13 protein-coding genes are annotated in these 14,269 nt (G+C 65.6%); 5 read left to right on the top strand and 8 right to left on the bottom strand.

The window, feature by feature from the left end; all coding sequences use genetic code 11:
- Positions 1-168 precede the first annotated feature (168 nt).
- Positions 169-930 (bottom strand): 1-(5-phosphoribosyl)-5-[(5-phosphoribosylamino)methylideneamino]imidazole-4-carboxamide isomerase, encoded by a 762-nt coding sequence (hisA, locus tag BM449_RS01805; protein ID WP_071799829.1) that lies wholly within the window; start codon positions 928-930, stop codon positions 169-171.
- 83 nt (positions 931-1,013) lie between these two features.
- On the opposite strand from hisA, the gene BM449_RS01800 reads away from it, so the two are divergent.
- Positions 1,014-1,931 carry an NAD-dependent epimerase/dehydratase family protein gene (locus BM449_RS01800; RefSeq protein WP_071801852.1) on the top strand — a complete coding sequence of 306 codons (918 nt, stop codon included), beginning with the start codon at positions 1,014-1,016 and terminating at the stop codon, positions 1,929-1,931.
- On the opposite strand, the gene BM449_RS01795 is transcribed toward BM449_RS01800, so the two are convergent.
- A complete protein-coding gene (locus tag BM449_RS01795; protein ID WP_071799828.1) occupies positions 1,903-2,460 on the bottom strand; it encodes a CDP-alcohol phosphatidyltransferase family protein in 558 nt (185 codons plus the stop codon). The genes BM449_RS01800 and BM449_RS01795 overlap by 29 nt on opposite strands.
- A 194-nt stretch (positions 2,461-2,654) precedes the next feature.
- Between BM449_RS01795 and BM449_RS01790 the strand changes: the two genes are divergently transcribed.
- A complete protein-coding gene (locus BM449_RS01790) occupies positions 2,655-3,089 on the top strand; it encodes a CBS domain-containing protein (RefSeq protein ID WP_071801851.1) in 435 nt (144 codons plus the stop codon).
- Here BM449_RS01790 and pdeM read toward each other — a convergent pair.
- Complete coding sequence (gene pdeM, locus BM449_RS01785; protein WP_071799827.1) at positions 3,086-3,736, bottom strand: ligase-associated DNA damage response endonuclease PdeM; 651 nt, start codon at positions 3,734-3,736, stop codon at positions 3,086-3,088. The two genes, BM449_RS01790 and pdeM, sit on opposite strands and share 4 nt — an antisense overlap.
- Positions 3,737-3,743: 7 nt before the next feature.
- Entirely contained in the window at positions 3,744-4,328 is a 585-nt protein-coding gene (locus tag BM449_RS01780; protein ID WP_071799826.1) for a glutathione S-transferase family protein, read from the bottom strand.
- A 95-nt stretch (positions 4,329-4,423) separates the two neighbouring features.
- On the opposite strand from BM449_RS01780, the gene BM449_RS01775 reads away from it, so the two are divergent.
- On the top strand, positions 4,424-6,568 hold the full coding sequence (locus BM449_RS01775) for a 4Fe-4S binding protein (protein ID WP_071799825.1): 2,145 nt from the start codon (positions 4,424-4,426) through the stop codon (positions 6,566-6,568).
- A 91-nt stretch (positions 6,569-6,659) separates the two neighbouring features.
- The gene (locus tag BM449_RS01770; RefSeq protein ID WP_071799824.1) at positions 6,660-6,908 is read left to right on the top strand and encodes a hypothetical protein; all 249 of its coding nucleotides are present in this window, start codon (positions 6,660-6,662) and stop codon (positions 6,906-6,908) included.
- Between the two features lie 179 nt (positions 6,909-7,087).
- Here the strand turns inward: BM449_RS01770 and BM449_RS01765 are convergent, their stop codons facing one another.
- Both BM449_RS01765 and BM449_RS01760 read right to left on the bottom strand, forming a co-directional pair.
- Positions 7,088-9,667 (bottom strand): ligase-associated DNA damage response DEXH box helicase, encoded by a 2,580-nt coding sequence (locus tag BM449_RS01765; protein ID WP_071799823.1) that lies wholly within the window; start codon positions 9,665-9,667, stop codon positions 7,088-7,090.
- A gap of 41 nt (positions 9,668-9,708) precedes the next feature.
- Positions 9,709-11,421: an ATP-dependent DNA ligase gene (locus BM449_RS01760; protein ID WP_071799822.1), complete on the bottom strand. Its 1,713-nt coding sequence runs from the start codon at positions 11,419-11,421 to the stop codon at positions 9,709-9,711.
- A 234-nt stretch (positions 11,422-11,655) separates the two neighbouring features.
- On the opposite strand from BM449_RS01760, the gene BM449_RS01755 reads away from it, so the two are divergent.
- Positions 11,656-12,534 (top strand): bile acid:sodium symporter family protein, encoded by an 879-nt coding sequence (locus tag BM449_RS01755; RefSeq protein WP_071801850.1) that lies wholly within the window; start codon positions 11,656-11,658, stop codon positions 12,532-12,534.
- Between the two features lie 169 nt (positions 12,535-12,703).
- Here the strand turns inward: BM449_RS01755 and BM449_RS01750 are convergent, their stop codons facing one another.
- Positions 12,704-13,537, bottom strand: coding sequence for a DUF1350 family protein (locus BM449_RS01750; RefSeq protein WP_071799821.1), 834 nt, complete (start codon positions 13,535-13,537; stop codon positions 12,704-12,706).
- Between the two features lie 45 nt (positions 13,538-13,582).
- Complete coding sequence (locus BM449_RS14880) at positions 13,583-14,152, bottom strand: hypothetical protein (RefSeq protein WP_071799820.1); 570 nt, start codon at positions 14,150-14,152, stop codon at positions 13,583-13,585.
- Positions 14,153-14,269: the final 117 nt, after the last annotated feature.

Below are 14,269 nucleotides of genomic sequence, written 5' to 3'. Positions count from 1 at the left end.
CAGTGGCTGGTGGCGATGCAGGCACGAATGAACAAGTCGGAGAGGAATGGATGACTACCAGATCATCATTGTATCGGCGCCCCAATCCTTTTGTCAGAACCCTTCTGGCCCCTAGGAAGGCCTCTCCTCAGCTGAGTCATGAGCCTGTCTTTGAGCCATTTTGAACCTTCAGCCCACGCTGAGCGAGAGGGGGTCCTGCCAACGGCCGGGGCCCACCGCCTGCAGCGCCTCGGCGAGATCGACGCTGCCGTCGTAGATCGCGCGGCCGACGATCACGCCGCTGACGCCCAGGGGTTCAAGCGCCAGCAGAGAAAGCAGGTCGGTGAGCGATCCCACCCCACCGGAGGCGATCACCGGGATTGAACTGGCGGCGGCCATCTGGCGCAGCGCCTCCAGGTTGGGGCCAGCCAGGGTGCCATCGGTGGCGATGTCGGTGCTGATGATCGCGGCCACACCACTGCCTTCGAGGCTGGCGGCCAAAGCGGTGGCCTCGATCGTGCTCTCCTCCAGCCAGCCGCGGGTGGCCACCTTGCCGTCTCTGGCGTCGATTCCCACCACGATCCGGCCGGGGTGGAGGGCCGCCAGGTGGCGCACCAGCTGGGGCTCCTCGATCGCCACGGTGCCGAGGATGACCCGATCGAGGCCGCAGCTCAGCAGGGCCTCGGCCCGCTCGGCCGTGCGCACGCCGCCGCCCAGCTGCACCGGGATGGCCAGGGCGTTGGTGATGGCCCCAATGATCGCGTCATTGGCCGGCACGCCCTCTCTGGCGCCATCGAGATCGACCAGATGCAGGCGCTCGGCACCCTGCTCTTGCCACTGCAGCGCCTGGGCCACCGGGTCGTCGTTGAAGCGGGTGACCTGGTCGTAGTCGCCCTGGTGGAGGCGGACGCAGTGGCCATGGAGCAGGTCGATGGCGGGAATGACTTGCATCGGGCGGGCGGCGGGGAGGCGCATGGAACGGTGACTCCATCCTCCCCGGCGCTTGAATGGCGCCCCGTTCGACTGCCACTGCCGTGAAGATCCTGGTGATGGGTGGCACCCGCTTCATCGGCAAGCCGTTGGTGGCCCAGTTGCTCGCCTTCGGCCACGAGCTCACCCTGTTCACCCGCGGCAGGAATCCCGTCCCGGCCGGGGTGGAGCATCTGGCGGGCGATCGCGGCGACGCCGAGGCCCTGGCGCCGCTGCAGGGGCGAAGCTTCGACGTGATCATCGACAGCAGCGGCCGCTCCCTTGCTGACAGCCGCGCCGTGCTCGAGAGAACCGGCGAGCCGAAGCACCGCTTTGTGTATGTGAGCTCGGCCGGTGTTTACGCCGACAGTGAGCTCTGGCCCCTCAGCGAGAACAGCCCCACCGACCCGGCCAGCCGCCATGCCGGCAAGCTCGAAACCGAGGATTGGCTGCGCAGCGAGCGGATTCCCTTCACCAGCTTCCGGCCCACCTACATCATCGGTCCGGGCAACTACAACCCGGTGGAGAGCTGGTTCTTTGATCGGATCGTGCACGGTCGCCCCGTGCCGTTGCCAGGCGATGGCAGCACGATCACCCAGCTCGGCCACGTGAGCGATCTCGCCATCGCCATGGCCCGTTGCCTGGAGGTGGAAGCGGCCACCAACCGGATCTACAACTGCACGGCCCGCCAAGGGATCAGTTTTCGCGGCCTGGTGGCCGCGGCGGCCCGCGCCTGCGGCCAGGATCCGGCGGCGGTGGAGATCCGCTCCTTCGATCCAGCCGGGCTTGACCCCAAGGCCCGCAAGGCCTTCCCCCTGCGCCTGAACCACTTCCTCGTGGATGTGCACCGGCTGGAGCGGGAGCTGGCCTGGTCGCCGGTGTTCGATGCCGAGGGCGCCCTGGCCGACAGCTACGCCAACGACTACGCCTTGCGCGCAGCTGGCACACCGGATTTCAGTGCTGACGCGGCCTTGCTGGCCTGAGGTAGCCCAGCGCCGAACTCAGCGCCAGCAGAAGCGAGGGCCAGAACAGCCACCAGCCCAGGGCCTGAAGGGCCGCGGCCAGGCCGCCGCCAGTGGGGCCCCAGCCAGTGGGCCAGAGCAGCAGCAGCAGGGCGCTGAATTGCAGCACCGTCTTGGCCTTGCCCGCGCGCGACGCGGGGCCGCCATCCCCCTGGCCGGCCCGCCAGCCGGAGACCAACAGCTCGCGCGCCAGCAACAGCCACACCGCCCAGAGCGGCAGGCCACCGCTGGCGCCTAGCCACAGCAACGGCGCACTGATCAGGATCTTGTCGGTGAGGGGATCGAGCCGGGCCCCCCAGGCCGAGCCGCCGCCGGCCCGGCGGGCCAGGGCGCCATCGGCCCAGTCGGAGAGGCCGCCGAGCAGCAGCAGGATCCAGGCCAATCCGCCCTGGCCGGCGAGAAGGGCGAGCAGCAGGGGCAGGCCGATCAGGGCACGGGCCACGGTGAGCCCGTCGGCGAGGGCGCGGCAGCGGCGGGCACCTGCCGTCATGCCGGCTGCTGGATCTGCTGGACTTGCTGCTGGTTCTGCTGGATCTGATGGGAGCGACACGCCCGATCAGCTGTTGGGGCGTCCAGTCTGGACGTATCCGAGCACCGCAGGATTTCCCGCTGGCCTAGAACCCTTGCAGCCGCGCCGCCCCGATGACTTCCGACACCCCGTCCAGCATTCAGGTGGCAGAGGCGATGACCTCCCCGGTGTTGAGCGTCAAAGCGAGCACGCCCCTGCAGGAGGCGGTGCAACTGCTCAGCGATCACCACATCAGTGGTCTGCCGGTGGTGGATGACAGTGGCGTTCTGATCGGTGAGCTCAGCGAGCAGGAGCTGATGGTGAAGGAGGGCGGCTTCGATGCCGGCCCCTACGTGATGCTGCTCGATGCGGTGATCTATCTGCGCAACCCCCTCGACTGGGACAGGCAGGTGCACCAGGTGCTGGGCAGCACGGTGGGAGAACTGATGCGGGACCATCCCCACAGCTGCGAGGCCACGCTCTCCCTCGCCGAGGCGGCCCGGCTGCTGCACGACCGCAGCACCCAGCGCCTGTTTGTGCTCGAAGCCGGCAAGCTCGCCGGGGTGCTCACCCGCGGTGATGTGGTGCGTTCGATGGCCCGCACGCTTTAAGCCGGCCAGGCCACAACGGAACCGTCGGCCACCAGCCAGCAGGGCAGGCGAGGGTCGCAGGGATGGCCGCCGGTGAGCTGGCCGAAGGAGGGCAGCAGCAGCCGTGGCGCGCTGGCATCGAAGCTGAAGCAGGGCAGCCGCAGCCGGTCGTTGCCGGAGCCCACCAGCGCCACCGGGTGGAGATGGCCGCAGAGATTGAGCCGCTCGTCGGCCCCTGCCGGTGCCTGCTCCGGGATGTGGCTCAACCAGAGCGGACCGCGTTGGAGGCTGGCTTGCTGGCTCAGGCCCGCCAACCAGCTGCCCCGTTCATGGTTGCCGCCGATCAGGCTGAGCGGGCAGCCCAGCAAGGCCGGCAGGGCCGCCAGCTTCTGGCGCAGCTCGGCGGTGAGGCCGAGGCGGCTGTGGATCAGGTCGCCGAGGACCACCACCTCCCGGGGGCGCCAGTGGTGGGCCAGATCCAGAAGGGCATTGAGGGTGCCCCGATCGCCGTCGCTGGGCAGGGGGATGCCGTGGGCCTGGAAGGTTTCGGCCTTGCCGAGATGCAGATCGGCAAGCAGCAGCAGCCGCTGGGCCGGATCCCAGACGGCCTTGGCGCCGAGCAGCTCCAGGCGGTGGCCCCGCCAGTCGAAGGGATGGTGGCTGGCCATCAGCGAATTAGCCCGTGGCCATCGCCGCCTGGTAGGCGACACGCCCCTGGGTGGCCTCGATGCTGGCCTGCACGTGTGGGTAGGCGCCTAGATCGAGCTGGGGGAAGAAGATCGGCAGGTAGGCCAGATGGGCCTGTACAGCGCAGTCCGCCACCCCCCAGGCCTCACCTAACAAGGGGGCTCCGCCCTCCAGCCGGGTGTTGAGGGCCGCCATCAGCCGTGGGAACTCCTTCTCGCGCGCGGCTTCGACGAACAGGGCGGTGGCCAGGGTGGCATTGGCAAACAGCACCCATTGCTCCGCTTCGGCCCGCTGGGCCGGGCTGCTGAACTCATGGCCGTAGCGGTCGGCCAGGTACAGCAGGATGGCGCCGCTTTCGAACAGGCGCAGGCTGCCGCTATCTGCCGAGCTGGCGCCCTCGTCGACCAGCAGGGGCACCTTGGCGAAGGGGTTGAGCGAGAGGAAGGGTTCCTGGCGGTGTTCGCCGGCGGCCATGTCGAGCTGAATCCAGGTGTAGGGGATCTGTTTCTCGGCCAGATACCAGCGGGGCATCGAGGCCCGGCTGCGGGCTCCGCCATAAAGGGTGAGGGTCATGGCCCCATCATCGGCAACAGGCTCCAGAATCGGGTGATCGCTGGAGCAAGCTCGGTCGCTATGGCGGTGCCTGCTGTTCGGGGGAGATGTTGTCCATGCCTGAAGCCGGCCAGCTGCCCGTTTCCGAGCGGTACAGCCGCCTGGCTCCCTACCTGGTGGGCCGGGCGCGGCGGGGAATCGTCGGCAGCAGCCGCTACGCCGTCAAGCTGAGGGATCGGGTCCGCCAGGCGGCTGGCGACCCTGAGCGGCGACCGGTGCTGATGGCCGGTGAGCCCGGCCTGGAGAAGGACGATGCGGCCGCCCTGATCCACTTCGGCTCCGCCACCCGCCGCCAGCTGATGGTGCAGCTCGATGGAGCCCTGCTGCGCAGTAATGGGGCGGAGCTGTTCGGCAGTGCCAGCAGCGATGGCGCCGGTGCCCTGCTCGATGACATCGGTGACGGCAGCCTGCTGATCAACCAGCTCGATCGGGTCGATCCCGCCCTGCTGCCGGCCCTGTTGACGCTGGCCCGCAGCGGCGACTGGCAGGCCCCAGGACCAGGCTCGACGCCCCGCAACTTCGCTGGCCGCCTGTTTTTCACCACCGAAACGGCCCTGCCCGGCTTCGATCGCTGCTGCACCCTGATCCGGGTGCCGCCGCTGCGGGTGCGACGCCAGGACCTGGGCGAGTGGCTGCGTTATTTGCTGCGGCTGTACAGCCGAAAGCTGGGCTGGGCGGTGTCGCCGGTGGTGGGAGAGGAGGTGATCCGCCGCCTGCAGATCCATGATTTCCCCGGCAACGTGCGCGAGCTCGAAGGGCTGGTGGACCGGGCCCTGCGCCAGATGCCGGCTTCGGCCCTGGCGTCGCTTGAGCCCGTGGCCCTGCCGGAAGAGGTGTTCTGGCTGACGCCGCGGCCCCAACGGCTGCGCTTCGATCTCTGGCGCTGGCGGCCGCCACTGCGCCAGTGGATGCGCTCGCCCCGGCTCTGGAACGGCCTGCTGTTCGGCTTGGTGAGCTGGGTGTTCGTGCTGGTGAACCTCTGGCTGTGGCTGGGTCCCCAGGACCGGGCCAGCAATGGTGGCCTCAATCTGTTCTGGGCCTGGTGGTGGCCCTTGATCCTGCTCAGTTATCCCCTGGTGGGCCGGCTGTGGTGCTCGTTCTGCCCGTTCATGGTCTGGGGCGAGATCGTTCAGCGGCTGGCGCGGCTGTTTGGCTGGCAGCCGGCCGCCTGGCCCCGGGGCAACACCGATGCCTGGGCCGCACCGGCCCTCGCGGCTGGTTTTGCGGCGATCCTGCTCTGGGAGGAACTGGCCGATCTGGAGCACACCGCCTGGCTGAGCAGTTGCCTGCTGTTGCTGATCACGGCGGGAGCTGTGATCGGCTCGCTGCGCTTCGAGAAGCGCTTCTGGTGCCGCTATCTCTGCCCGGTGGGGGGGATGAACGGCCTGTTCGCCAAGCTCTCGATCCTGGAGTTGCGCGCCGAGCAGGGCACCTGCAGCGGCAGCTGCAGCACCTATGCCTGCTTCAAAGGTGGCCCCGCCGATGGGGAGGGCCTGGCCACGGCGGGCTGCCCGCTTGGCACCCACCCGGCTCACCTCGAGGACAACCGCAACTGCGTGCTCTGCCTCACCTGCGCCCAGGCCTGCCCGCATCGCTCCGTGCAACTGAGCCTGAGGCCTCCCGCCGCCGATCTGCAGCGCGAGATGGTGCCACCGGCGGGGGAAGCCGGGCTGATCCTGGTGCTGGCGGGGGGCGTCTGCCTGAAGTTCTGGGAGCGGCTGTTGGGGGGCTGGGCGCTGGCTCCAGCTAGCCTGCAGCTCGGACCGTTGTTGCCGCGGCTGGCCTTTGGCTGCCTGGCCCTGGCCCTGCCGTCGTTGTTGTTCCTGGCGCTGCGGCTGCTGGCCTCCTCGCTGCCGGCTTCTTCGCTTTACGCCAGCCGGCTGCGGCTGGGGCTCTATGGCTTGTTGCCCCTGCTCTGGGCCCTGTTGCTGGCCCGCCATCTTCCGCTCGGCATGGCGGAGGCGGGGATGGTGTTGCCGGTGAGCCTGGCTGGGGTGTGGCCAGGCCCCTGGCCCAGCTGGAGCGCCGATCCCCACGTGATCGCCTTCTGCCAGAGCCTGGTGCTGCTGATCGGCGCAGCCGGCAGCTTGCTGCTGCTGCGGCGCCTGCTGCTGCCCAGCCCCCGGCTGGTGTGGCTGGCCTGGTTGTTGGCCCTGGCCCTGGGGGCTGGCGGTCGCTGGTTGGTGGCGGCGCCGATCTGAACGCTGGAGGTGTTGGCCCCAATGTGTTCGTCTTGCTACCCAAAGGGCCCGCTGATCGATCAGGATTCAGGCGTCAGCCGGAGTGTTTCCGATGAGCCGACGCCGAATCCAACGCCAGTTACCCAGCGAAACCCGTCAGTGGATCGAGCAGCGCCTGCTCGGCCTTGAACGCGCCGAGCGCTTCGAAGATGCCTACGCCCTGCGCATGGAGATGGCGGAGTGGTTGCTCCAGATCGACAGCGATCCTCCCTGCTTCAACCTCCCGGTCGCCCGCCTGCTGCGTGACCGCTGCCTGCATGTCCAACCACCCCTTCCCGAGCAGGGACGATCACCTCAGTGATAATGGCGTTCTGATTGACCTGAAGCCATGATCATCAATGCCTTTCTGCTTGCCGTTCTGGTTGGCTCGTTGGTGCTCATGACCGTGATCGTCAAGCGCCTGGAGAAAGCCTGAGACGGATCAGTCGTTGGTCATGGTTGAGCAGGACGTGACCCGCTTTCTGTAAGGCTTAATCGCGGTCAGCGTTCTTCAGCCCGGCGGGCTTCGGCCACCAGGCGCTCGAGTCGCTCCAGCACCGATTCGCTGCTCATCCGGTTGTTGTTCAGCCGCTCCACCAGCAGCGGAAAGGCGAGCGGGCCGGGCCGGGCTGTTTCCTCCAGCAGCAAGCTGCTGGCCCGTAACCGTTCCAGGGCCAGGTGCAGGCGACCCAGTTCCAGCTGCTCCTCGATCACCTCGCGCCTGGCCTGCTCCAGCAAACGGTTGCCCGGTTCGTGACGCTCGAACACGTCAAAGAGCAGGGCGGCGCTGATCTGCAGTTGGCCGCCGCTCTTGCTTTGGCCAGGAAAGCCGTTCACCACCAGGCCCGCCACCTGGGCGATGACGCGGAAGCGACGGCGACAGAGTTCGGAGAGATTGATCGAGGCTTCCAGATCCGCCTGCAGGCTGGCGCCATCGAGCAGCTCCTCGCTGTGGCACTCCACCAACTCCGCGAAGGGGTAGCCGCGGGGTGCCAGCAGCTCGAAGCCGTAGTCGTTCACCGACACGGTGATTGTTCCGGCCTGATGGCGCGTCAAGCGGCCAGCCCAGAGAAAGCCCAGCCCTTCGTGCACGAAGCGCCCTTCGAAGGGAAAGGCGAACAGGTGGCTGCCATCGCGGCTGCGGCAGGTTTCGACCAGGAACTGATCCTGGCGGGGAAGGCGGGAGAGGTCGGCCTGGCGGCGCAGCAGCGGTTCGAGGGCCCGTAACTCGGCGCTGTCGAGGCCTGAGTTGGCCGGATCCTCCTGTTCCATGGCCGCGGCGCAACGGTGCACCTCGCTGCGCAGGTGGCTGGCGAGCAGATCGGAGAGCGCCAGCTGCCCGCCTGCCCAGGCCGGCACCGTCTGGCTTTTTTTGCTGCTGGCCTTCACCAGCGCGGTCATCTCACGCAGGCGCACGAACTCCAGCTGGCGGCCGGCGAAGAAAAAGACATTCCCCGGCTTGAGCCGGGCCACGAACGACTCCTCCACATGGCCGAGGCTGGCGCCGCGCACCACTTTCACCGTGACCGAACGATCGGCCGTGATCGTGCCGATGTTGAGCCGGTGCAGGCGGGCGATGGCGTTGTCGCCGACCTTGTAGCGGAAGGGGGGCTCGCCTGGGGTGCTGGCCGCGGCGGTGGGAATGACGCTGGGAATAACGGCAGCAGGTGGATCGATCGGCTCGCGCTCGAGCTTGCGGTAGCGGGGATAGGCCCCGAGGCAGTCGCCGCCCTGCTCGAGGAAACGCAGGCACCACTGCCAGCTGGCGTCATCGAGGTGGCGGAAGCTCCAGGCGCTGCGCACCGCCCTCAGCTCCTGCTCGGGCTCGAACCCCGGACCACAGGCCAGGCTGGTGAGGTGCTGCAGCAACACATCGAGCGGGGCCACAGGCGGACGCCGCGTTTCCACCAGCCCTGCGTCCAGCCCCCGCCGCAGGGCGCTCAGCTCCAGCAGCTCCAGGGCGTTGGTGGGCATGAACAGCACCTGGGAGGTGCCCCCGGGGCTGTGGGCGGAGCGGCCGGCCCGCTGCAGCAGCCGCGCCAGGTTCTTGGCGGAGCCGATCTGCACCACCCGCTCCACCGGCTGGAAGTCCACCCCCAGATCCAGGGAACTGGTACAGACCACCCAGCGGATCATCCCGTTCTTGACGCCCGCTTCGATCGCTTCGCGCTCCCCGCGGTCGATGGAGCTGTGGTGCAGGGCCAGGCCGTCCTCCATCTCCGGGCAGGCGTAGCGGAGGCACTGATGCCAGCGCTCGGCCTGGTTGCGGGTGTTGGTGAACAGCAGCGTGGAGACGGCCGGATCCAGGGCTGCCACCAGCTCCTCGTACATGCGCAGGCCGAGGTGGCCGGCCCAGGGAAAGCCGTCGATGGTCTCGGGCAGCAAGCTGCGGATCTCGGTGGCACGCCGAAGCTTGGCGGTGATGATCAGGGGCTCGGTGCCTGGTTCTTGGCCTGCGGCACCCACCGCTGCGCGGGCAGCATCCTGCAGGTTGCCGATCGTGGCGCTGATCGCCCAGGTGCGCAGCTCGGGTCGGCGCTGGCGCAACCAGCTCAAGCAAAGCTCGCTCTGGCTGCCGCGCTTGCTGCCCATCAGCTCGTGCCATTCATCGAGCACCACGGCGTCAAGGGCGCCGAACAGCGCGCTGGCGGCCTTGCCGGCCAGCAGCACCGAGAGCGATTCGGGGGTGGTGATCAGGATCTGCGGCGGATTCTTGAGTTGGCGTGCCCGCTCGGCGCTGGGGGTGTCGCCGTTGCGGATGCCCACACGCAACGGCCAGCCCATAGCCTCGATAGGCAGGCGGATCGCCAGGGCCAGGTCACGGCTGAGGGCCCGCAGCGGGGTGAGATAGAGCAGGCGCAGGCCCGTGGGCGTTGCTCCGCCGTTGCGCTTCGCCTCGGCGAGCATCGCTGCGATCGGCCCCATCACGGCGGCATAGGTTTTGCCGGCGCCGGTGGGCACCTGGATCAGCCCGCTGCGGCCGCCCAGAAACTCCCGCCAGCAACGCCGCTGGAACGGCTGGGGCCGCCAGCCCTGCTGCTCGAACCAGGCTTCGATCGGGGTGAGTGAGGCTCTGGGCACAGATTGTTGAGCGGCCAGATTGCCCGTTACCGGGCGACACGCTACCGAGCTGATCCACTTCCTTCCCGCTCACTGTCCATCAACGCCAGGGCGCCTGCCAGGCAATCGGCTTCGGCCGCCGGTTTGTCGCGGCGCCAGCGGGAGATGCGCGGAAAGCGCACGGCGATGCCGCTCTTGTGGCGTTTCGAGGGCTGCAGCCCTTCGAAGGCCAGCTCGAACACCTGCAGGGGCTCCACCGCCCGCACTGGCCCGAAACGCTCGGTGGTGTGGCGGCGGATCCAGCGGTCGAGTTCGTTGATCTCGGCGTCATCAAGGCCGGAGTAAGCCTTGGCGAAGGTCATCAGCTGGGGCTCTGGTTCTCCTGGGCCAGCGTTTGCGGCATCGCCAAAGCCAGTGGTTCCAGGCGGCTGGCTCCAAAGGCCAAAGGTGTAATCGGTGAAGAGGTTGGCGCGCCGGCCACTGCCCGCCTGGGCGTAGAGCAGCACGGCATCGAGATGGAGCGGTTCGAGTTTGTGCTTCCACCAATCACCGCGTCGGCGGCCGGCCCGGTAAGGGGAGTCGAGCCGTTTGAGCATCAGCCCTTCGGCCCCAACCTCGCGGGCGCGGCCACGCTGCACTTCCAGCTCCTCCCAGCACTCCAGGGACAAGCCCGCCGAGATCCGCAGGCGTTGCCGTTCGGGATGATCACCCTGGTCAACGGCGACCTGCAGCTCCTCCAAGCGTGCCAAGCGCAGCTGCAGCGGCTCGGTGCGCTGGTCGACGCCGCCGGACTCCAACAGGTCGTAGGCGACAAAGGCCATCGGGCATTGACGGCGCAGGCTGGCGCCCACGCTCTTGCGACCCAGCCGCCGCTGCAGGCTGGCGAAGCTGGCGGGGCGCTCCTCTCCGGCATCCCAGACGATCACTTCGCCATCGAGCACGGTGCCCTCCGGCAGGGCCTCACCCAGGCTCACCAACTCTGGGAAGCTCTCGTTCACCAGCTCCTCGCCACGGCTCCAGAGAAAGCTGGTGCCGGCCCGGCGGATCAACTGGCCGCGGATGCCGTCCCACTTCCACTCCGCCCGCCAATGGGCTGGATCCCAACCCTCCAGCTGGGCCGGATCGAGGGGGCTGGCCAGAAAGAAGGGATAGGGCCGACTCGCCGGCACCGCCCCCGCCTCCGTCAGCGGGGCGAGCAGGGCGCGGAAGGCGTCGGCGCTGGGCTCCAGGCCACCCATGAGCCGCTGGGCGATCTCTGCCTCTTCGAGGCCCGCCAGCCGCGCCAGGGCCCGTGTCACCAGTCCTGTGGACACACCCACCCGCAGGCCACCGGTGAGCAGCTTGTTGAACAGGAAGGCCTGGCCCGGCGGCAGACCCGCCCAGGTGCTGAGCACGGCTTCAGCCTGGGCGTGAACCTCAAGCGCTGCGATCGCCGGCAGCCGCTCCCCCATCCACTCTGCCAGCGGCCGCTCGATCAGCTCGGCTTCGGGCAGCGCCAGCTGGGGCAGCAGCAGGGCGATGGTTTCGGCACTGTCGCCCACCTGGCCGTGGCAGTCGTCGAACAACCATTCGGGCAGAGCTGAGGCGGCCAGGGCGATTTCGCGCAGGCGCCTTCCGGTGAGCAGGCGCTTGCGTCGTTTGCCGAGCAACAGGCTGAGCGCCCAGGCCCCGTCGGCTGGATCCACTGCCGCGAAATAAGCCTGCAGCGCTTCCACCCGGGCGTTGGTGCCGGGGCTGCGGTCGAGCTGCTCATAGAGGGCGCAGAACTCGCGCATGGGCAGCCTGCTCAAGCGGAACGTGCTTCACACTGCCCCAGACAGTTCAGGCGCTGTGAGCAGCACGGCGATCAGCGAAGTGCCGCTGCCGGACCAGGTTGACGGACCAAGTTGACCTTGAAAAGGGGTCGATGGATCGCAACCCATGGATGGTAGTGATCGAGAATGAGTCGATGTTGAGAGCCAGTTGTTTGAACGGCTTCATTCCTTTACTGTTTTCCAGTTCTGGTGCTGATGCAGAGTAGTTTCTTCACCGCTATTTTACTGCCGCTGGCTTTGGCAGTTGTCATGTTGGGGATGGGGTTGAGCCTGGTTCCCAACGATTTCAAGCGCATCACGCGCTATCCCAAGGCCGTTGCCGTGGGTACGTTTTGCCAGATTGTGGTGTTGCCGCTGCTGGGTGCGTTGATTGCAACGATCCTTCCCATGCCGCCCGACCTTGCTGTTGGACTGATTGTGGTGGCGGTGTGTCCGGGCGGTCCTTCATCGAATCTGATCACCTACCTGGCCAAGGGCGATGTGGCCCTGTCGGTGACCCTCACGGCCATCAATAGCGTGATCACAGTTTTTACCATCCCGATTTTGATCAATCTGGCACTCCAAACCTTTCTTGGAGAACGGGCCGCCATCGCCCTGCCGATCGGCTCGACCATGCTGCAGATTGTCCTGATCACCCTGCTACCGATTGCGATTGGCATGGCCATTCGGCGCGCCTTTCCTCAAGCCGCACGTCGCCTCGAGAAGCCCATGAGCCGGCTTGCTTCGGGATTGCTAGCCCTGATTATTGGGCTGCTGCTGTTCCGCGAAGGCAGCAAATTGCCGGGGTTTCTCATGCAGGTGGGAATCGGAGTGCTCTTCCTGAACCTGCTGGCCATGCTGGCCGGCCTTCTGGCTGGGAGGCTATTTCAGCTGCCCCGCGCCCAACAGATCTGTTTGGCGATTGAAGTGGGCATTCAGAATGGAACCCTGGCGATTGCTATAACCGCTGGCTTGCTCAACAACCCTGAGATGGCTGTGCCTGCTGCTGTTTACAGCTTGTTGATGTATGGCACTGGATTCATGGCTATTCTCTATGGCAGACGGCTGATCAATAAGCCGAGACTCTCGGTTTGATGAGCTATTGGGTGGGTCCGCAGCCATCGGCCAATGATTATGTCTTCCAGCTGAGTTGGCTGAAATCTGGTAGAAAAAAGATCTTAAAAAGGATAGAAAGTCCTTGATCGATACGTCTAGAACGCTGCAATATCCCTTGCAAAGTCTGCTTGATCTTTGGCTACTTGATCTATGAAACTAGGGGCTGCTTCAGCGTTGCCCTTAGCTGAACGAATCCGTCGTCGATGCTCTGAGCCAGTCGGCCTACATGCAATCCCAGAGGTTCGAAATGCCATCCCTCCAGCTCAGCTATGGGCAGTGATGGAACCTCTCGCCGTGCCAGTTCTGATCTCAGGAACTCCACATCGTCAAGCGAGATGCCGTCGCTGTTGAAGCCAATCACCCCAGTCAGATTGAACAGCTCGAAGCTGGCCAGGACGAGATCCTTGGTTTGTTGCAGGTTTGGTTGGACCCCTTGTCGGGAGATCTGCCATCCGGAACGCAGCACGCGAACTGTGTTGCTGATCTCTGGAGCCAACAGGATTGAAGCCTGATCACGGACACCTTGGCCGCCATCGGCGGATGTTCTCTCCATGTGGCCCAATCGAGCCAAGATGGATTCAGCAGCGAGTACCGGCAAAGCACCGCGCAGAATTTCCTCGCGGCGATCAGGCTGGTTGCTGAGGATTTCCAGCAACAGGATGAATTTGCATCCGAGGCTGTGACCCAACCAGCAGGTGTTGGTTGGGTCGGCATAGAACGCTGCCTTGTCAGGGGGAAGCGCTTGCTGGATCTGATCGAGGACTTGCTGCTTCCTCTCCAGCAAGCCGAAAGCCACTTGCCAGTGGTTGAACTGCACTGGATTGAATGAAAAACGATGCAACACTAAGGAATAACCCTGCGCATACAGAGCCTGAAGCAGGGGCCGATAGGCACTGCCTGGAAAGGAGCCGAACAGGAAGGCACCGATGAACTGGATCACCCCACGCGGTTGTGGGTGGAGCAGTACCTGTCGACTCCGCATTAATGGTGAAAGCATCAAGAGGCCCAAGGTCATTCGCGGTGGTGCTTATGAAGCAGAATCCACATGGATAAGCGATCCACCCCCAGCCAACGGCAAGGAGTAAGCAACCTCACCGAGATTGAGGAACTCTTTGTCATCAAGCAATCCATAAAATGTGCCTCGGTGTTCTGCGGTAACAAGAACAGCAAGAGAGCGCAGGCTATTTGGCTCTAAGGCAAAAATCTCGGAGTATCCGCGCAATTCATAATCACTGGCTAGGAAAAACTTCTGATCTGTGATATTTGGCTGAAGAATCAAGAGGCAAGTATCGTTAGCATCAATCGTGATGTCGTAAGTAGTACTAGCGATACCGCTTGCAATGGTGGTGTTACCTGTCAAGGTTGTGTTCGTCCCCGCAGTATCAAGAAAGGCAAGAACCGTGGCGGGATCCAGTCCTGGTGTTTGTGTTGTAAATATGATTCTAAGGGCAATTTTAATTCCGTTAGGATTGGCAATTGACAAAAAGTACCCCTGTAAAATTGTCCGGGTCAGGGGAGCAAGATTTGGAATACTTGCCGTGACTGAAGTCGGTAGCTGCGGCTTCAGTAACAGTTCAAAGGTTGAGACGAGTGCCATGGACGGTGGAATCACTACAGGCTTGGTCAAGCTAAGTGGCATCGACTGCTTGCCTGCCGTAGGGGCGTGTATCCACACTGCTTGTTTTGTTGCTGTGCCTTTGAGATTGCAGTGGCA

This window comes from Synechococcus sp. SynAce01 (assembly GCF_001885215.1).
Taxonomy (GTDB): Bacteria; Cyanobacteriota; Cyanobacteriia; order PCC-6307; family Cyanobiaceae; genus Regnicoccus; species Regnicoccus frigidus.
This window is presented reverse-complemented; position numbering and strand designations above follow the sequence as displayed.